The organism is Haloarcula limicola (assembly GCF_010119205.1).
Taxonomy (GTDB): domain Archaea; phylum Halobacteriota; class Halobacteria; order Halobacteriales; family Haloarculaceae; genus Haloarcula; species Haloarcula limicola.
Map to the genome: position 1 here is coordinate 1,602,013 of NZ_WRXM01000001.1, position 17,772 is coordinate 1,619,784.

General features: G+C 67.0%; 18 protein-coding genes and 3 tRNA genes. 13 read left to right on the forward strand and 8 right to left on the reverse strand.

Annotation, left to right across the window (positions count from 1 at the left end; all coding sequences use genetic code 11):
• Window positions 1–50: 50 nt before the first annotated feature.
• Complete coding sequence (locus GO488_RS08210) at window positions 51–1,175, reverse strand: DUF7544 domain-containing protein (protein ID WP_162317276.1); 1,125 nt, start codon at window positions 1,173–1,175, stop codon at window positions 51–53.
• A 69-nt stretch (window positions 1,176–1,244) separates the two neighbouring features.
• Entirely contained in the window at window positions 1,245–1,592 is a 348-nt protein-coding gene (locus GO488_RS08215; RefSeq protein WP_162317277.1) for a dihydroneopterin aldolase family protein, read from the reverse strand.
• A gap of 75 nt (window positions 1,593–1,667) precedes the next feature.
• On the opposite strand from GO488_RS08215, the gene azf reads away from it, so the two are divergent.
• The gene (gene azf / locus GO488_RS08220) at window positions 1,668–2,441 is read left to right on the forward strand and encodes an NAD-dependent glucose-6-phosphate dehydrogenase Azf (protein ID WP_162317278.1); all 774 of its coding nucleotides are present in this window, start codon (window positions 1,668–1,670) and stop codon (window positions 2,439–2,441) included.
• A gap of 262 nt (window positions 2,442–2,703) precedes the next feature.
• Here azf and GO488_RS08225 read toward each other — a convergent pair whose 3' ends face one another.
• Both GO488_RS08225 and GO488_RS08230 read right to left on the reverse strand, forming a co-directional pair.
• Window positions 2,704–3,315, reverse strand: coding sequence for a DUF309 domain-containing protein (locus GO488_RS08225; RefSeq protein WP_162317279.1), 612 nt, complete (start codon window positions 3,313–3,315; stop codon window positions 2,704–2,706).
• A 48-nt stretch (window positions 3,316–3,363) separates the two neighbouring features.
• A complete protein-coding gene (locus GO488_RS08230) occupies window positions 3,364–4,905 on the reverse strand; it encodes an alkaline phosphatase family protein (RefSeq protein WP_162317280.1) in 1,542 nt (513 codons plus the stop codon).
• Between the two features lie 100 nt (window positions 4,906–5,005).
• Here GO488_RS08230 and GO488_RS08235 point away from each other — a divergent pair, with 100 nt between their 5' ends.
• Genes GO488_RS08235 through GO488_RS08250 form a run of 4 tightly spaced genes read left to right on the forward strand, consistent with a single transcriptional unit; the run spans window position 5,006 to window position 7,886 of the window.
• Complete coding sequence (locus GO488_RS08235) at window positions 5,006–5,680, forward strand: glycosyltransferase family 2 protein (RefSeq protein WP_162317281.1); 675 nt, start codon at window positions 5,006–5,008, stop codon at window positions 5,678–5,680.
• Between the two features lie 2 nt (window positions 5,681–5,682).
• On the forward strand, window positions 5,683–6,036 hold the full coding sequence (locus GO488_RS08240) for a DUF2304 domain-containing protein (RefSeq protein WP_162317282.1): 354 nt from the start codon (window positions 5,683–5,685) through the stop codon (window positions 6,034–6,036).
• A complete protein-coding gene (locus GO488_RS08245) occupies window positions 6,029–6,871 on the forward strand; it encodes a polysaccharide deacetylase family protein (protein ID WP_162317283.1) in 843 nt (280 codons plus the stop codon). Before GO488_RS08240 ends, GO488_RS08245 begins: the two co-directional genes overlap by 8 nt.
• A gap of 1 nt (window position 6,872) precedes the next feature.
• Window positions 6,873–7,886, forward strand: a complete 1,014-nt coding sequence (locus tag GO488_RS08250; protein WP_162317284.1) for a lysylphosphatidylglycerol synthase transmembrane domain-containing protein — start codon at window positions 6,873–6,875, stop codon at window positions 7,884–7,886.
• 20 nt (window positions 7,887–7,906) lie between these two features.
• Here GO488_RS08250 and GO488_RS08255 read toward each other — a convergent pair whose 3' ends face one another.
• Together GO488_RS08255 and GO488_RS08260 are read right to left on the reverse strand one after the other, a co-directional pair.
• Window positions 7,907–9,712 (reverse strand): ArnT family glycosyltransferase, encoded by a 1,806-nt coding sequence (locus GO488_RS08255; protein WP_162317285.1) that lies wholly within the window; start codon window positions 9,710–9,712, stop codon window positions 7,907–7,909.
• A 330-nt stretch (window positions 9,713–10,042) separates the two neighbouring features.
• Window positions 10,043–10,115 (reverse strand) — tRNA-Arg (locus GO488_RS08260).
• A gap of 134 nt (window positions 10,116–10,249) precedes the next feature.
• On the opposite strand from GO488_RS08260, the gene GO488_RS08265 reads away from it, so the two are divergent.
• The 4 genes from GO488_RS08265 (at window position 10,250) to GO488_RS08280 (ending at window position 13,863) form a co-directional block, all read left to right on the forward strand.
• Window positions 10,250–10,741, forward strand: a complete 492-nt coding sequence (locus GO488_RS08265; RefSeq protein ID WP_241692911.1) for a hypothetical protein — start codon at window positions 10,250–10,252, stop codon at window positions 10,739–10,741.
• A 160-nt stretch (window positions 10,742–10,901) separates the two neighbouring features.
• Complete coding sequence (locus GO488_RS08270; protein ID WP_162317286.1) at window positions 10,902–12,362, forward strand: single-stranded DNA binding protein; 1,461 nt, start codon at window positions 10,902–10,904, stop codon at window positions 12,360–12,362.
• A 55-nt stretch (window positions 12,363–12,417) separates the two neighbouring features.
• Window positions 12,418–12,855, forward strand: coding sequence for a histone (locus GO488_RS08275; RefSeq protein WP_162317287.1), 438 nt, complete (start codon window positions 12,418–12,420; stop codon window positions 12,853–12,855).
• A complete protein-coding gene (locus GO488_RS08280) occupies window positions 12,856–13,863 on the forward strand; it encodes a histone deacetylase family protein (protein WP_162317288.1) in 1,008 nt (335 codons plus the stop codon).
• On the opposite strand, the gene cca is transcribed toward GO488_RS08280, so the two are convergent.
• Entirely contained in the window at window positions 13,842–15,251 is a 1,410-nt protein-coding gene (gene cca / locus GO488_RS08285) for a CCA tRNA nucleotidyltransferase (RefSeq protein WP_162317289.1), read from the reverse strand. The two genes, GO488_RS08280 and cca, sit on opposite strands and share 22 nt — an antisense overlap.
• A 96-nt stretch (window positions 15,252–15,347) precedes the next feature.
• Between cca and GO488_RS08290 the strand changes: the two genes are divergently transcribed.
• The 4 genes from GO488_RS08290 to GO488_RS08305 all read left to right on the forward strand — a co-directional run bounded on the left by GO488_RS08290 (window position 15,348) and on the right by GO488_RS08305 (window position 17,053).
• Window positions 15,348–15,420, forward strand: a tRNA-Asn gene (locus GO488_RS08290).
• Between the two features lie 184 nt (window positions 15,421–15,604).
• A tRNA-Ile gene (locus GO488_RS08295) sits at window positions 15,605–15,679 on the forward strand.
• Between the two features lie 177 nt (window positions 15,680–15,856).
• Window positions 15,857–16,456 carry an AsnC family transcriptional regulator gene (locus GO488_RS08300; protein ID WP_162317290.1) on the forward strand — a complete coding sequence of 200 codons (600 nt, stop codon included), beginning with the start codon at window positions 15,857–15,859 and terminating at the stop codon, window positions 16,454–16,456.
• 240 nt (window positions 16,457–16,696) lie between these two features.
• On the forward strand, window positions 16,697–17,053 hold the full coding sequence (locus GO488_RS08305) for a four-helix bundle copper-binding protein (protein ID WP_162317291.1): 357 nt from the start codon (window positions 16,697–16,699) through the stop codon (window positions 17,051–17,053).
• Between the two features lie 426 nt (window positions 17,054–17,479).
• Here the strand turns inward: GO488_RS08305 and GO488_RS08310 are convergent, their stop codons facing one another.
• Window positions 17,480–17,731, reverse strand: a complete 252-nt coding sequence (locus GO488_RS08310) for a hypothetical protein (protein WP_162317292.1) — start codon at window positions 17,729–17,731, stop codon at window positions 17,480–17,482.
• Between the last annotated feature and the right edge of the window lie 41 nt (window positions 17,732–17,772).

Here is a 17,772-nt window from a genome sequence, read left to right on the forward strand (position 1 = left end):
ACGCCAACCAGCGCTGTCATCGCGGATTTCGATAGCGCGAAGCCGCGCCCTTAGCTTCGGATGTCTTCGCGGACCGCCGGGATGGGGTCCAGCGTCTCGTCGATGTCGCCGAGCACCAACATGGCGTAGTAGCGGAGGAACGCCACCAGCGGGACGTTGATCAGGAGACCGACGACGAACAGCAACAGCAGGAACAGGACCCCGACGACCCCGGCGAGGATGCCGGCGGCGAGGCCCTGTCCGAGCGCGAACCAGACGACCAAGCCGACGACGAAGAACGGGATCCCCAGCGCGACGAAGGCGACCGCGCCGAGGACCGCGCCGACGATGCCGACGCCGATGCCGAGGACCACCGAGAGGAGCAGGTACGCGAGGTACTGCTTGGGCCGGTCGCGAATAGAACCGAGGAGACGCTGCCACCCGTCGAGGATGCTGTCGTCCCCCGAGACCATCAGCGGGACGACGAAGACGTTCGTGAACCCGGTAACGGTGCCGACGACGAGCAGTCCGACGGCGACGAGGGCGACGATCGGCAGCGAGAGGGCGGCGACGACGCTCCCGCCGAGGTCGCTCGTCTGCCCGCCGAGCGCGAGGAGGAAGAACGCGCCGAGAACGACGATACTGACGATCGCCGTGACGATATCGAAGGCGACGCGAAACGCCAGCAGTTGCAGCCCGTCGCCGAGGTGGTCGCCGAAGTACCGCCGGACGTGTACCTCCCGGGAGACGAGCGATTGCACGAAGACGAACTCCGCGAAGTTGCTCACCAGCCCCTGTACCAACCGCACGAACACCAGGAAGACGAACGCGGCGACGAGGACTAAGCCGAACCCCGCGACGAGCGCCTCGGCGGAGCCGGGCATCTCGGAGCCGGGTCCCGACACCTGTGCCGCGAGCCCGCCGCCGAGCTCGGGGAGCGCGCCGAGCGTCCGGGTCACCGCGAACTCGCTGCCCGACCCCATCGGTCCGGTCGGATCGGTCGGCCCGGTCGGTCCGGACTCGCCGGCGAAGTTGGTGAGCAGGTTCAGGATGCGGAAGGCGCCCAGTCCGCCGCCGCCACCGATGAAGAATACCACGAACGCCAGTCGGAGCCACGTCCCCCGCTCAACGGGGAAGAGGAAGGACTGCGTCGCGTCGATCGCGTCGCCGATATCGTCGATTGCGTGGAGGGCCATCACCGGACCTGCACCGGGCCACGGGGTAAGATTTTCGACGCCGTCCGACGAATCAGCCGGCGCGTCGCCTCACTCTCGGACCGTCTCGACCTGCATCAGCGGATAGCCGTCCTCCATCGCCATGCTCGTCTCGACGACGACCCCCTCGTAGTCGACGGTCATCGTCACGTCGAGAAAGCGGCCCGTGAGTTCGGTGTAGTCGGCTCCGGCCGACTCGATGGCCTCTCGAAGTTCGTCCTCGCGGACTGCGACCGTGACCGCCTCGCAGTAGGGCTGGTTCTCGATTGCCTCCTCCATCGCCGCCGTCAGCGAGTCGGCGCTGTCGGGGCTGACCGGCGTCCCCGCGAACTGGTGGTACAGCGACCCGAACTTGATGCCCGCTTCGAAGCACGCGACCTGCGCGGCTGTCGGTTCCATACTCGCCCGTCGAACTGCGCGGTCATAACGGAACCGCAAGCTACCTATTGTGCGCTCTCTATCCCCCGCATACGAATGGACGAGCCGGTTCTACTCACAGGTGCTGGCGGCGCGGTCGGGCAGGCCATCCTCGAGGGCATCGGGGACGCCTACGAGTGGAAACTCATGTTCCACAGCCCCCCCGCCGAGGAGCCCGACCACGAGTACCTCGTCGGCGACGTCATCACCGCCGAAGACGTCGAAGCCGCGGTCGAAGGCGTCGGTGCCGTCATCCACCTCGCCGGCGATCCGCGCCCGGAGGCCCCGTGGGACTCCGTCCTCTCGAACAACATCGACGGCACGAAGAAGATGTACGAGGCCGCCGTCGAGGCGGGCGTCGAGAAGTTCGTCTACGCCTCCTCGAACCACGCCGTCGGCGCGTTCGAGACCGACCGCCGCACCCCCGAGATGTACCGCTCCGACGACGACTTCCTGCTCGACGGCACCGAGCTCCCCCGCCCCGGTAACCTCTACGGCGTCTCGAAGGCCACCGGCGAGGTGCTCGGCCGGTACTACCACGACGAGTACGGCATCGACGTTTGTAACATCCGCATCGGCAACCTCACGCGCGGCCACCCGCCCATCGACTACGAACGCGGGCAGGCGATGTGGCTCTCCTACCGCGACTGCGCCAACATCCACGCCTGCGCGCTCGACGCCGACTACGACTTCGAGATCGTCTACGGCATCTCCGACAACGACCGGAAGTACTACTCCATCCAGCGGGCGAAAGACGTGCTGGGCTACGACCCGCAGGACAACTCCGCACACTTCGACGGCGAGGATAGAGTCGTGGAACCGGACGCTTGAACAGTTATTCGACTATTACAGAGATATGGTCGATATACTGTATACTGGGACAAAAGCGGGAGAAACGATTATCGGGGGAATGGTCGGTGGGTTAGTATACAGTATAATATCAGAGGGTGTAGTAGGAATCGGCGATATTAGTTCGATAGTAGGTGTGTTCTTTGTCCTGACTTTCCTATTCTTTGCACTCCACTGGTGGTATGAACGGAAGCGCGGAGAACCATTTCGGTAACTTTGGTGTCTCAGACGGTGCGAGAATTACTTAGCCGAACAACCCCGAAACGTCGTCGTCTTTCTGCCGTTCGCGCTGGACGTGATCGCGCAGGCGGTGATACACCACGGCGCGGTGCTCCTCGTCACGGACGAACGCGAACAGCAGGCCGACGAACCGGCCCTCGCCGCGCTCGTCGAGTTCGTCGCGGGCGTAGTCGATAGCGCCTGCGATGGCGTCCTCGTCGTAGCCGTCGGCCTCCGCCAGCACGTCGGCGGCGACGGCCGTGGCGTCGAAGTCGAGGTCGTCGTAGCCGATGGTCTCGCCGTCGTGGGTCAGCCGCGGCGGGTCGTCCCAGTCCACCGCTTCGGGGTCGGCCGCTACGCGGTCGAGAAACGAGCGGACCGAATCGAGGTCGACGCCGCGATACTCCGGCGGCAGGTCGGCGAGATATTCGCCCGCGCTCTCGGCCAGCCCCCGCGCGCCCGACCAGTTCTCGTTGCCGGCGTGGTGGACGACGGCGGTGAACTGGATGAGGCCGTGGAGGAACCGCTCGTCGTCGCCGGGATCGAGGTCCAGCCAGTAGTCCTCCCACGCGTCGTGGGCGGCGTGGTACCGGCCCGCGTTGTAGACGGCGATGCCGGCCCGGAGGTGGGCGTCCATACACCTCCGTAGCGAGTGAGCCCCGAAAACAGCGTCGCCCGCCGCAGTTTATTCCATGTAGCCCAGCTGCTGGAGGCGCTCGGTGACCTCCTCTGAGTTCTGCCCGCCCACGCCGTCGCCGATGTCGATGGGGTCCCGTCGGTCCTCGGGGACGTCCCCGGCGACGATGGGAAGCACGTCGCCGACCATGTCCGTGGCGGGCGCGGTACCGTTGGCGGCCAGAATCGTTGGAGCCATGTCGGTGATGCTGATCTGGTCGAGTTCGCCCTCGCTCTCGAAGTCCGGGCCAGCGGCGAGGAAGATGCCGTTGGGCGTGTTCTCGGCCGCCCAGCGGTCGGGACCAGTCTGGATAGTGCCGCCGCCGATGCCGTCGTTGACGTGGACGCCGGGGCGCTGGTCCACGACGATCTCGGGCGCTTCGTCCACGTAGGGGCCGCTGTAGACGTCCTCGCCGCGGTAGACGTCGGTGAAGATCTCGCCGTGTTCGTCGGTGACGCCGCGGAGGTCCTCGATGAGGCGGTCCCGAACCGAGTCGCCGACGCCCGGCATCAGATAGACGGGCCCCTGGCCGCTGGCGACGGCCTGCGTCCGCGAGAGGTCGATGGCTTCGAGCTTCCGGTCGCGTTTCAGCCCCGCGCTCTGCGGGACGAGTTGCTGGATGCGCTCGGGGACGGTGGCGGCCAAGAGATCTACGATACCCGCGCGTTTCGCGACGCTCAGTGCGCGTTCGCGGGTGAGGCCGAGGGGGCGAAGCACGTCCTCGACGGTCCGCTCGTGGGCTTGATAGCCGTTCTCGGCCAGCCACTCGTTGACGTAGAACTCGGTCGTGGTGGGAGCGCTGCCGTGGTCGGACATCAGGACGAGGTTGGTGTCCTCTAGGTCCTGAAGGCGGCCGAGCCACTCGTCGATGAGCTCCCAGGCGCGCTTGGTCGGCTCCTCGTCCCAGAAGAAGTGCTGGAGAACGTTGAGGTAGAACAGCGTGACGTGAACGAAATCGAGGTCGCGCTCCTCGAAGAGCCACAGGGCCACCTCGAACCGTTTTTCCAGCACGTCGAGGATGGCGTCGACCTCCGCGCCGCGCTCGTCGTTCGAGGACAGCAGCGGGTCGGGGTGGACCCGGTAGTCGAAGCGGTCGGCCAGTTCGTCCTCTAAGTCCGAGGGCGAGGTGTAGCCGCTGTCGATCGTCCGGTACTCGCCCTGGACGGCGTCGGGGCCGCCACAGATGACCGGGCCGTCGAGGTCCCGCGGCGGGAACATCGTCGGCATGTTGACGACGCCGGTCGACTCGCCCTCGTCGTTGAGGTAGTCCCACAGCTCCGCCGTGTGGAAGTCGCTGCCGTTGGTCACCTCGATGCGCTCGTTTTCTAAGTCCACGCGCTCGAACCAGAAGACGCCGAACCCGCCGGGGTCCTTCCCGGAGGAGTAACACTTCCAGTTCGGGAAGGTCACCGGCGGGAGACAGCTACGGGTCTCGGCCCACGAGCTCTCCGCGCGCAGCGCGGCGAGATTCGGGAGGTCACCGGCCTCGATCCACGGGTCGAGCAGTCGCCAGCTCGCGCCGTCGAGCCCGACGACGAACGTCCGCGTCATACAGTATCTCGGTGCGACAGCCCAGATAGGTCTTTTCGTCTCCGCGCTCGCGTCGCCGTGACAAAACGCCTATATCCGATTGCCGAATTAGCGTCACACAGTGCGCACAGTCGCCGTCATCCCCGCGTACAACGAGGCCGACACCATCGGCCCGGTCGTCGACGAGACCGGCGAGTACGTCGACCGCGTCGTCGTCGTCGACGACGGGTCCAGCGACGGCACCGCCGCCATCGCCCGCGAACACGGTGCAGTCGTCGTCGAACACGTCTTCAACACCGGCGTCGGCGGGGCCGTCAGGACCGGCTACCAGTACGCCATCAAGCACGACTTCGACATGGTAGTACAGGTCGACGCCGACGGCCAGCACGACCCGGCGAAGATCCCGGAACTGCTGGAGGTCGCCAAGGACTACGACATGGTCATCGGCAGTCGGTATCTGAACGACAGCTACCAGAACTACTCGGCGACTCGCAACGTCGGCATCCGCTTTTTCACCGAGGTGGTCAACCGACTGGGCGGCATCGAGATCACCGACGTGACCAGCGGCTTCCGGGTCTATCGCGTCTCGATGCTCCGGCGCATCCTCCACCGCTCCGATAAGCACTGGGCGATCGAACAGACCCTGGAGGCCGCGAAACGGGACTTCCGCATCACCGAGGTATCGACCGAGATGCCCGTTCGGGAGGAGGGCGACTCGCAGTTCACGCTGGATACGTTCGTCCTCTACCCCGTCCGGATGACCGACACCATCCTGCGGGTCCTCCTCTTTCGCTGACCATGGCATACACGCTCGTCAACCTCATCGCGCTCGTCGTCGGCCTCGCGTTCCTGGTGAACGGCTACGTCATGGTCAAGCAGGGCCGGGAGGCCATCGCCCTGTTCGTCGTCTCGGTGGCCATCGGGTCGGGGCTCATCTTCGTCGCCGTCTTCCCGGACGTCTTCCAGGTCATCGCCACCGTCCTCGGTCTCGAACTGAAGGCGCGGGCCATCCTCGTCATCTCGAACCTGACGCTGTTCGTCGTCGCAACCTACCTGTTCAACCGCATCGGCAAGCTGTACGACCGCCTCTCGCGGCTCAACGAGGAGGTCAGCCTGCTGCGGACCGAACTCGAGGAACAGCGAGATGAGTGAGGCGGTGCTCTCGATCGACGTCGAGCTGTTCGACCAGACGCCCGCCTACCGCGCCGCCGAGGGGACGACCGACCGAGAGAACGTCGGTCTCGACAGTCTCGACTTCCTCCGCGAGACGCTGACCGACCGCAACGCGACGGCCACCTGTTTCGTCGTCTCGTCGCTGGCCGAGCGCTGTCCCGAGGCCATTCGAGCGCTCGCCGAGTCGGGCTTCGAAATCGGGTCGCACACCCACCGGCATCGCCTGCTCTCGACGCTCAGTGTCGACGAACGACGGGAGGAACTCGACCGCTCGCGGCGAATCCTGCGGGACCTCACCGGCCAGTCGGTCTCGGGCTTCCGCGCGCCGGCGTTCGACATCACTGACGACCACTTCGACCTGCTCGATGCGGCGGGATACGGCTACGACTCCAGTATCGTCGCCAGCCGGCGGATCCCGGGGTGGTACGGCGGCGAACACGACCTCCAGCGGCCGGCCTCGGCGACGGCCGTCGACCCCGGCGCGCCCGCCGATCTCGCGGAACTCCCGGCCAGCGTGATGCCTGGCCTCCGACTGCCGCTAACCGGGACGTGGCTGCGCTTCTTCGGCCCGCGCTACACGGCGCTGGGGATGCGACTGCTCGCCCGTCGCGGCATCACGCCCGTGCTGTACGTCCACCCGTGGGAACTGGCCGACCTCCCCGACGTCGAGGGCGTCCCCTCGCGCGTCTACTGGCACACCGGCGAGTGGATGCGCGAGGCGGTCGGGTACCTCCTCGACCGGCCCTTCGAGTGGACGACCGCCGAGTCGGTGGTCGAACGGCAGGTCCCGCGCGCCGGAGGAGGTGCGCGATAGCGTGGCGACGTCGCGCCGCGACCTCCTCGTCTCCGTCCTCCAGTACGGCGTCGGCATCGTCGCACTCGGCGTCCTGCTCACGCAGGTCGACTTCGGGGTCGTCGTCGACCGCCTCTCGAACACCTCACCCGCCGTCGTCGCCGCGCTCGGCGTCGTGACCGTCGCCGGACTGGTCGCCCGCTTCTACACGTGGAGTGCTATCATCTCGCCGTTCACGTCGATCGCGCTGGGGACCGCCGGTCGCATCGACCTGACGGTGAACTTCATCAACCAGTTGCTCCCCTCGCGCCTCTCGGGCCGGGTCGCCGCGCCGTTCGTCCTCCGGGCCGAGACCGGCATGGAGTACGCCGACGCGACCGCCGCCACGGGCGCACACACCGGCATCTACGCCGTCCTCTACGGCGTCGCGTCGCTGCTCGGGCTCGCCGCCGCCTACGACCGCCTCTCGACCGGCGTCCTCCTCTTGCTCGGGCTCTCGACTGGCCTCTACTTCGTCGCCGGTGCGGTCGTCCTGCTGGCCGGCGTGAACCTGACGCTGTTCGACCGCGTGGTCGAGGCGATGGCCGACCTCGCCGCGAGCGTCCCGCGCGTCGGCGCGGCTGTCGCCGAGAAAATCCGGGGGATCACGGAGATCACGTCGTCCTCGACGGACTCGTTCCGGGCCATCGTCGGGGACGCGACGGTCTGGTTCCGCTACGCCGTCGGCTGGACCGGCGCGCTGGTGGTCGCACCCGGCGTCCGGGTCTGGCTCCTCTTCGCCAGTTTCGGCGCGAGCGTCGAACCCGCCGTCCTGCTCCCGCTGTACCTCGTCGCGGCTTACAGCGTGACGCTGCTCCCGCTGACGCCCGGCGGCATCGGCGTGACCGAGGCGACGGCGACGGCGGTGTTCGTCGGACTGGGCGTCCCGAGCGACGTCGTCATCCCCGTCATCTTCGTCGACCGGTTCCTCGGCGTCTACCTCCCGGCGCTCGCGGGGTGGTATCCGTCGCTCTCGATGGACCTCTCGGTGCTGTGAACCGCCGGTTCGGCTCCCCCTCAGAACGGCGGGTTGCGCCGGGCGCTGCACTCCCCGGTGCGCTCTAAGATGACGGTGTACTGGTTAGCGGCCAGTTCCTGCTCGTCGGCGAACTGGTCGGTCTGGGGGACGACGCCGTAGCGCAGGAGGTCGACGAACGACCCCGGCGTCGCTCGCTGCGGGACGAAGTTCGGCGGCCGCTCCCCGAACTCCGCGACGATCTCGTAGCTGTACTCGCCCTCCAGTAGCCCGCGGATATATTCCGCCTGCGCCTCGCCGTTGCGGTAGTAACTGCCCTCCTTCAGATAGAGGAGGTCGCGATACCCCAGTTGGATGTACCGCGGACAGCGGACGAGGCGTTCGCCCTCCCCCTCCTCGCCGAAGGCGTGGTTGATGTCCATCCCGTGGGGAATCGCCGCGTCCTGGAAGTCCCGCCGATACACCTCCATCGTGTCGTTCTCCTCGGAGTGCTCGTTCAGCCACGCCGTCGCCTCGTCCCGGGGCATCGAGGCGAAGCCGAGGGTGCCGACGCCGGCGTAGATGCTCGTCGTCACCAACAGGAGCGCGACGGCGGGCCGGGCAATCGAGGGGTTCCATTCGTCGAACTCGCCGAGCGAGCGCGCGAGCAACAGCGCGATCAGCGGGAACGTCGGCAGCAGGTGATGGACCCGGAAGTCGTGCCACTGGCTGAACATCGCGAGGTAGAGCGCGAGCGTGAACAGGACGAGCGCGGTGCCGTACACCTCCGAGCGCCAGCGGCGGAGTCGCGCCACGCTCGCGAGGACGCCGCCGAGGGCCGCGGCGAACAGCGGCAGTCCGAGCGCGCTGAAGTACCCGCGCAGGAACCACCACCAGATAGGGGCGTCCGGTCCGGTCGGGTGACTCATCCGCGACATCGACCCGCCGAACACCCGCTCTATGAGCGGGTCGAACCCGGCGACGAGGAACGTCGGAAAGCCGAGCAGGATGGCGACGAGACCGAGCGCCGCCCCGCCGACGAGGAGGCGCGGCGCGAACAGCGCCGCCGGGAGGCTCCGTTCGTCGTCGTACGCCCAGACGAGATCCGCGCGGAAGAGGTAGGCGACAGCGATGACCGCGACGATGGGCGCGGCGGTGAGTTTGAAGGCGATGGCGACGCCGCCGAACGCCGACGCGGCGAAGAACGACGCGTCGTCGCCCGTCTTGACGAAGACGTAGAGGAGATACAGCGTCAGCAGGCTGAAGAACAGCGCGGGCATGTCCTCGCCGCCCTCGTGTGCGATGGTGAGGAAGCCGAAGGTGAGCGTCAGCAGGATGGCCGACAGCCGACCGGTGGTCCGGTCGCCCATCGCGGTCCCGAGCCGGTAGGTGAGATACACCGATCCCACGGCGAAGGCGACGTTGAACAGGCGGACGAAGACGAGGCTCCACGTCCAGACCCACCGCGGCGTCTCGTGCCACACCGGGTAGTGGCCGAACTCCCAACTGGGGAAGCCGACGGCGGTGAAGATCTCTGATTGGCCGGTCAGGAGCGCCACGAGAACCACCGGGAGCATGGCCAGCCCGAACAGGTACAGCGTCGCGCCGAAGGGCACACGGCTCCACTCGACGCCCGCCCGCAGCGACTCGAAACTCGGGTCCGCGAGCGTCGTCCCGTAGGGGACCATCGCGTCCAGTAGCCGGCTCTTCTCGTCGCGCGTCGCGAAGTTCGGGATGCGGTGCCAGAACCAGAAGCTCGTCAGGAGCGCCGCCCCGACGAGGATGTAGAGGAGGTACGGATCGGCTCCGAGGTCGTCTCGAACCTGCCGTTTCGCGCGGCCGAACAGTTGCCGTCCCGCACCGAGCATGCTCTCAGAATGCAGCAGCGCGGGTAAAAGCAAACCGGTCTCCGGTCACTCGCGACTGAGTTTTACGCGAGCACACGCTACGCGGTGCTTGCCTGTCTGCTTCGAGAGAATGACGTCCGGACGGAGTTCCACGCGAGCGAAACGAGCGTGGAGCACGTTCGAGCGCAAGCGCTCGAACGAGATTTGAACTCGCCGAGACGTTCCGGGCATGCGGCGCTTCGCGCCGTTCCGGGGCTGCGACTCGTCTGCTCAAATCTCCGCAGAACGCATAACCACTCACGGAGGCGAGCGACAGAGCAGTCGCTCGCCGAGTAGTTCGCGGAAATGTAGCGTCCGGACGGAGATTTGAACTCCGGTCCCTGGCTCCGCAAGCCAAGAGGATAGTCCACTACCCTATCCGGACTCATATGGACGGAGGATGGTCGGTATGAAAAGGGTGACGGTTCGACCCCCGCCACGCGACGGGAGCGCACACCACGCTCAAAGGCCGGTTTGAACCAACGCAAAGCCCATCCTTCATCCGACAGATGAACGCGTATGGAGCGCAGAGCCCTCCTCACAGGAATCGGAACGGCCGCTGTGGCCGCTCTCGCCGGGTGCGCGTCGAGCGCGGACCCCGGCGACGACGGTGATGACACGCCGACCGATACACCCACGGACACGCCCGATCCGGAGCCACGCATGACCGACACGACGTTCACTGTCACCGACGTTAGCTCGGGAACGCAGAGAGACGAGGCGAGCGTCGCCTTCGGCGGCGATACCGTGACCGTCGAGGGGACCATCTGGGGAGCCAACGGCTGCAAGACCGGGAGGCTGCTCGGCGCGGAGTACGACGCCGCGGCCGACGAGCTGACCGTCACCGTCGGCACGAAAGATCGGGAGGACGCCGGCGACGGATGTACGCAGGCCATCGTCGAGATCCGGTACCGCGCGACGGCCACCTTCGAAGGCGGCCTGCCCGGGACTGTCGTCGTCACGCACGACCACGGCGACGGCGGCAAAGACGTGACGACGGCGACGCAGTAGCGCCGATCGACTCGAAACGGTCCCCGCTCCGAGAGTTTATATCCGGTAGCGACGCCACCGATAGCTATGCCGACGCTGACGACGAAACCACCGGACGGCAGCGGCCCGCTCGACCAACGACAACGCTTAAGCGCGCCCCATCCCTGCGTCCCATAGATAGATGGGTGCGATAGAGGACATTTACGGCGACCTGGAGACGGACGTCTCCGAGGAGGAGTTTCGGGAGGCCGTCGAGGAGAAGGTCGAACAGATGGGAGGGCTCGCGGACGAGGAGACGGCCGCGATGCTACTGGCCCACGAGCTCAACGAGGGCGAGGTCGAGACCGTCGCCGACATCGAACCCGGGATGGACGAGGTGAAGTTCATCGCGAAGGTGATGGCCGTCGGCGAGTTGCGGACCTTCGAGCGCGACGGCGAGGACGAGGACGGCCGGGTCATCAACGTCGACGCCGCCGACGAGACCGCGAGCGTCCGACTGGCCTTCTGGGACGGGCAGGCCGTCGACATCGACGAGGGGGGGCTCGAAGTGGGCGATGTGCTCCGCGTGAAGGGCCGGCCGCAGGACGGCTACAACGGCCTCGAAGTCTCCGTCGACAAGGCCGAACCCGACGAGGACGCGACCGTCGACGTCGAACCCGGCGAGGGCGCGACCGCCGCGTCGCTGACGATGGGGCAGTCCGACGTGAACCTCCGCGGACTGGTCCTCGACACCGACGCCGTCCGGACGTTCGACCGCGACGACGGCAGCGAGGGCCGCGTCTCGAACCTGCTGCTCGGCGACGAGACCGGCCGTATCCGGGTGACGATGTGGGACGACCAGGCCGACCGCGCCGAGGAGATCGACCCCGGCGCGGCCGTCGAGGTGGTCGACGGCTACGTCCGCGAGCGCGACGGCTCGCTCGAACTGCACGTCGGCGAGGACGGGGCCGTCGACGAGGTCGAGGACTCGGTGGCTTTCGAACCCGACGCCGACCCCATCGAAAGCGTCGAGATCGACGAGACGGTCGACATCGCGGGCGTCGTGCGCTCGACCGACCCGGTCCGGACGTTCGACCGCGACGACGGCAGCGAGGGCCAGGTTCGGAACATCCGGATTCAGGACGCCACCGGCGACATCCGCGTGGCGCTGTGGGGCGATAAGGCCGACAAGGAGATCGCGCCGGGCGACGAGGTGCTGGCCGCCGACGTGGAGATCCAGGACGGCTGGCAGGACGACAAGGAGGCGTCGGCCAACTGGGCCTCCTCCGTGGTCGTCTTAGACGACGCCGCGAGCGTCGGAACGACGCCCGCCGACGACGCGGGCGACGACGAACACGCCGGTCTCTCGTCGTTCGGTAGCGGGGACGGAGGCGAGAGCGACGCGAGCGCCGACGGCGAGGCGTCGGCGGAGGGTGCCGCGCCCGGGAACGGATCGAACGGCGAGACCGCGGGCGGCGGCGTACAGGCCGCAGAGCAGGTGGAGTTCACCGGCACCGTCGTCCAGACCGGCGACCCCGTGGTACTCGACGACGGCGAGGAGACGATGAGCGTCGAGACGAGCGAACACGTCCAGTTGGGACAGGAGATAACCGTTCGCGGCCTGCTGGACGACGGCCGACTGGACGCCGACGACGTGTTCTGAGCGGAGGAGCACTCCTACGGAAACTCTTAAGGCCGCAACACTCCCGATTGTGGGTATGAGCGTCGAGCTGCCGTTCGCGCCGGTGGACACCGTCATCCGCCGGAACGCGGGCGGATTGCGAGTGAGTGCCGGCGCGGCAGAGGAACTGGCGCGCCGGATCCAGGAGCGGGGAGCCGAACTGGCAGTCGTCGCCGCCGAGGAGGCGACCGCCGACGGGCGAAAGACGCTGATGCCCTCGGACTTCGGCGTCGAACGCTCCCCCGATAAGGACCGACTGGAACTGCCCGTCGCTCCCATCGACCGCATCGCACGGCTCGACATCGACGACGACTACCGCGTGGCGATGGACGCCCGCGTCGCGCTGGCGGACATCCTGGAGACGTTCGCCGACGACGTGGCCGCCGCCGCCGCGGATCTCGCCCGCCACGCCGACCGGCGGACGGTGAAGGCGGCGGACGTCGAGACCTACTTCGAACTCGCTCAGTACTACTGAATGAACTTCGGCTACCGCGAAGTCTGCTTAGACCACGACACCGGCCCGCGCCATCCCGAGAGTCCCGACCGTCTCCGGGCGGTTCGACGCGCGCTCAAGGAACGCCACGGCGTCGAGTACGTGGCCGCCAACGACGTCGATCTGGACGTCGTTCGGGAGGTTCACGACGCCGACTACGTCGAATCGTTCCGGGAGTTCTGCGCCGACGGCGGCGGCAACTGGGACGCCGACACCGTCGCCGTCGAGGCGACGTGGGACGCGGCGCTCGCTTCGGCCGGCCTGGCGGTCTGGGCCGCCGAGATGTCCGGACCGGAGGTGACCGACCGCGACACGCCGTTCGCGCTCGGACGGCCGCCGGGCCACCACGCCGTCACGGACGACGCGATGGGGTTCTGTTTCATCAACAACGCCGCCGTCGCCGCTCAGGCGGCCCTCGAAGACGACGCCGAACGGGTCGCCATCTTCGACTGGGACGTCCACCACGGTAACGGCACGCAGGACATCTTCTACGACCGCGGCGACGTGTTCTACGCCTCCATCCACGAGGACGGACTCTACCCCGGGACCGGCGCGATCGACGAGACCGGCGAGGGCGACGGCTCGGGGGCCAACCTCAACGTGAAGTACCAGCCCGGTGCGGACACCGCGGACTACCTCGGAGCCATCGACGAGGCCGTCGCACCGGCCATCGAGGACTACGACCCCGACGTCCTCATCGTGAGCGCGGGCTTCGACGCCCACGAGCACGACCCCATCTCACGGATGCGCGTGAGCACGGAGGGGTACGGCGCGATGGCCGCGCGGATGCGAGACCTCGCGGAGGACTGCGGAGCGGGCCTGGCGCTCGTCCTCGAAGGCGGTTACGGGCTGGATACCCTCTCGGACTCGGTGACGACCGTCCACGAGGTGTTCGACGGCTACGCGCCGATGGAACCCGACGACGACGTGAGCGAGGACGCCCGCGAGGTCCTCGACCGGCTCGCGAGTCAGGGCTTCGGCTCGAAGTAACGGGCCAGTTGGACGCCGAAGCGATCGGCGAGTTCCGTGATATCGTCGCCGACGAGCACCTCGTGGCTCGATTCGAGCGCCGACTCGACGTGGGGGCCGAGGCTCACGTCGAAGACGGCGTCGCTGTGGAGAAACGCCGCCGCCGTCTCGAACTCCCGCGCCCGCTCGACGACGTAGCGGTCGCCGTCGACGTAGGGGCCGGTCACGTCGGGGTCGTCGGCGTACTTCTCGTAGAAGCCGGTGGCGTGCCGGCGGACGTGGACCGGCGGCCCCTCGTGGCGCTCGATCGCCGGCCGCTGGGCGACTTCGAGTTCCGCGAAGAGGACGGCTTCGGCGCCGTCGTCCGCCGTCGCTTCGCGCTCGGAGCCATCCGTCGACTCGACGCTGTCTGTGGCGAACGCCGCCGAGCGGAGGACGTCGAACCCGCGGCGGTCGAGTTCGTCGGTGAGGCTGTCGAGCGACTTCCGTAACTGGGGCCAGAGCTGGTCCTCGACGATATCGGGAGCGGGGAATCGCAGAGCGACCGGCGTCGTCCCGCGTCGGTCGAGCGTCTTAGCGACGGCGGCGGCGTCGGAGGGTGCCGGGTCGCTGCCCTCGAACAACTCGATGCGCGGGTCTTCGAGCAAGTCTCGCGCGTAGTGCTGGAAGCGTGCGACGTTGGTCGCAGAACACACCGCCGCGACGTTCCGCTCGGGGTCGGTCGGGTCGATGACCACAAGCGGGTCGTCGAAGGACGCCCGACCGTGGCTCTCGGGGTCGAACTCGACCGGCGGGTGCCAGTCGGCGGCGGCGTCGAGGAGGCCGCGGAAGCTGCCGTACTCCAGTACCAGTAACTCCGTCAGATAGCCCGAAAAGCCCCGCGTGCGGAGGTTACTCCCGTAGACGCCGATACCCTTCAGGAACTGCTTGGTGACGCGGACCTCCCCGGCGAGTTCGTCGTTCAATCGCGATTCGAGATAGCGCGTGTGAAACGGCGTCCGATCGACGGCCGACTTGATGGCCGTCGCGTCCTCGACGGCATAACACGGCACGAGGTCGACGTCGTAGCCTTCGCACTCACCGACGACGTAGGGGTGCTCGGCGTACTCCTCGCGCCCGTCGGGCAACACCGCGTGGCCGACCTCCAGCCCGTACTTCTCTAGGGTCTCCCGTGGCAGGTCCGGCGGAAACGCGACGAAGACGTCCACGTCGCGGTCGCCGGCGGTCCACGTCCCCCGCGCCGTCGACCCGACCTGTATCACCTCGGCTTCGACCGGGAGCGCGGCGACGGCCTCGCGCGCCCGCTCCATCACCGTCTCGGCGGCCCGCTGTAACCGCTCGCGTTCCTCGACGTCGGGCGAGACCCGCGCTCGGACCCGCTCGACGACGGCGTCGAACTCGTCGCTCATGCCCGGCGGTTCTCGGAGAGTGCGTGAAAGCGTGTCGATGGCGGTCGGAAGCGAAAGCCCTAATTACCAACTCTGGTTACAAACGGGTGCGAGCAAGCCGCCGTAGCTCAGTTGGTAGAGCACCTGGTTGTTACCCAGGTTGTCCCAGGTTCGAGCCCTGGCGGTGGCGTGAATTTCTGCGAAATTCACGGCCTAGCAGACGGAGTCTGCTTACGGCGTACTTCTGCGGACGACGGCTCGTGAGGAGCGTCAGTCGTGAATAGTAGAGTAGTCCCGAACGCGCGATGTCGGCCGCGAACCCACCGACGCGGACCCGACAGGCTAAAGACGTGGAATCGAGAAGCAACCCACGAGGGCCCTTAGCTTAGTCTGGTTAAAGCGATCGGCTCATAACCGATTGAGCGCTGGTTCAAATCCGGCAGGGCCCATCGAACGCCGCGAGCGAAGCGAGCGTGTGTGAGACGTACTGCAGATTTGAGCCCCGGAGGACGAGGGGAGTGAGTCCTCAGACGGTTCCAGATCCGGCCGGGCCCATCTTCTGCGAGAGTTCCGGGTCGACGAGCCGACATACGGAAACCTCTCTCGGTCGTACGCATGGCTAAACCATGTCCGAACTGGACGCGACGGACGTTACCATCTTGGAGTTGCTCATGGAAGACGCCCGGCGTTCGTATCGCGAGATCGCAGAAGATGTCGGTCTCTCGCCGCCGACCGTCTCGAACCGCGTCGACCGGCTGCGCGACCTCGGGATCGTCCAGGGGTTCACCGTCGAGGTGGACCGGGCAGCGTTCTCCGGCGAGGACGAGTGTCTCGTCGTCATCGAGACGTCGCTCGGGGAGAGCGATGCCGCCTTCGCTCGATTGCGGGACGCCGACGACGTCGAACACGTCTTCCGAACCGTCGAGTCGGCGGTGGTCGCCAAGGTGGTGTCGTCACCGGCTGCGGTTCACGGGCTATTGGAAGACGTGTTGAGCGACGACCAAGTACGGGACTATCACGTCCAGTCGGTACTGGAGTCGGCGTGGCAGCCGCAACTCGGTGCCGACGAACTCGACGTCGAGTGTTCGATCTGCGGCAAACAGATAGCCGGCGACGGCGAGACGGTCGAAGTCGATTCCGACGATACGTACCACGTCTGCTGTTCCGCGTGCGCCGAGAAGATCGCCGAGCAGTACGAATCGCTGAAGGAGGGCGTCGACGGGTAGCGCCGCGACGCAGCGACCGGTTATCAGCGGCGGGTTTTACGAAGCATAACTCGTCCGGTCCGCTATTTTGGTTCGTGAAATGTCGTGAGCGGGAACTGCCGTAGCGTTCGTTTCGTTTCAGAAACGAGACGCCAGAATACGGGAGAGACGCGCGCTCGACGCGAAATCGCGCTCGTCGGAGCGAGGCCGACAATGACAGCCACAACTCAGGAAAACGTGGCACCCCTCTCTCTACATGCAATGTCACTCTCCGAAACGGTTTCCGACATCGACCGACTCGACGACGAACAGCGCGAATGCATCGAGATCTGTACCGAGGCCGCCGAGGTCTGTGAGTGGTGTGCCGACGAGTGTCTCGGTAGCGAGGACATGGAAGAATGCGCTCGACTCTGCCGTGACGTCGCCGACATCGCGTCGCTGCACGCCCGGTTCATGGCGCGGGACTCGCAGTTCAGCTCCCAGCTCGCCGAGGCCTGCGCGGACGCCTGCGAAGCGTGTGCCGACGAGTGCGAGAGCCACGACGCCGACCACTGTCAGACCTGCGCGGACGTGCTCCGAGAGTGCGCGGAGCACTGCCGCGACATGGCGAACGCGTAAGACGGGACCGAAGGCGTCGGCCGTTGGGTGCTCGTCCGCTGACGACAGACGTTCTTTTTTGTGAAGTCGGGTAGCCGGTGCGCTGTCGATCGTCCCAGTACGCTCCGCGGCCGCAAAGCGGCGTCTCACGGGGCGTAGCGATATCCGATCCGGGGACGCGGCGCAGAACGGAACCATCGTCAGTCGGCCGCCTGTGCCTGTCCACCTGACTGGCTCTGGGCCATCTCGGCGGGGTTCTGCATCCCTCTTTGACGCCGACGTGGACGAGCACGGCGTTGCGAGCCGACAGACGGTGTCTCGTCAACCGACCAGTTTCTCCATCGTTTCGGTTACCGTTCCGGGGCTCGCGGCGGCGGAAACGTCGGCATCGAAACCATTCGGCAGTGACGTCGCGGAGAAGCGTTCAGCGGTCCGTCTACCGACCGACTAGAGAGTCGTCCCGCGAGCGACGCAGTACATGAGCACGACTCCGGTCCCGACGGCGAGGACGAACTGGCCGAGGACGGAGAAGAGAGCGCCGAGGGCCGAACGGCCGAACAGGAAGAAGGCGAGCGCGTAGGGGACGAGCGCGAGACCGACGAACACGGCGATGAGTTTGGCGAGCGGCAGCGCCTCTTGTAGCAGCTGCGTCGTCTTCAGTTCACCCGTTGCGGAGTCGATAAACGGTCTGCGAGGCATTCAACTGGGTGTTCCGAGCCATTCGTAAGTATTGCTCGGTC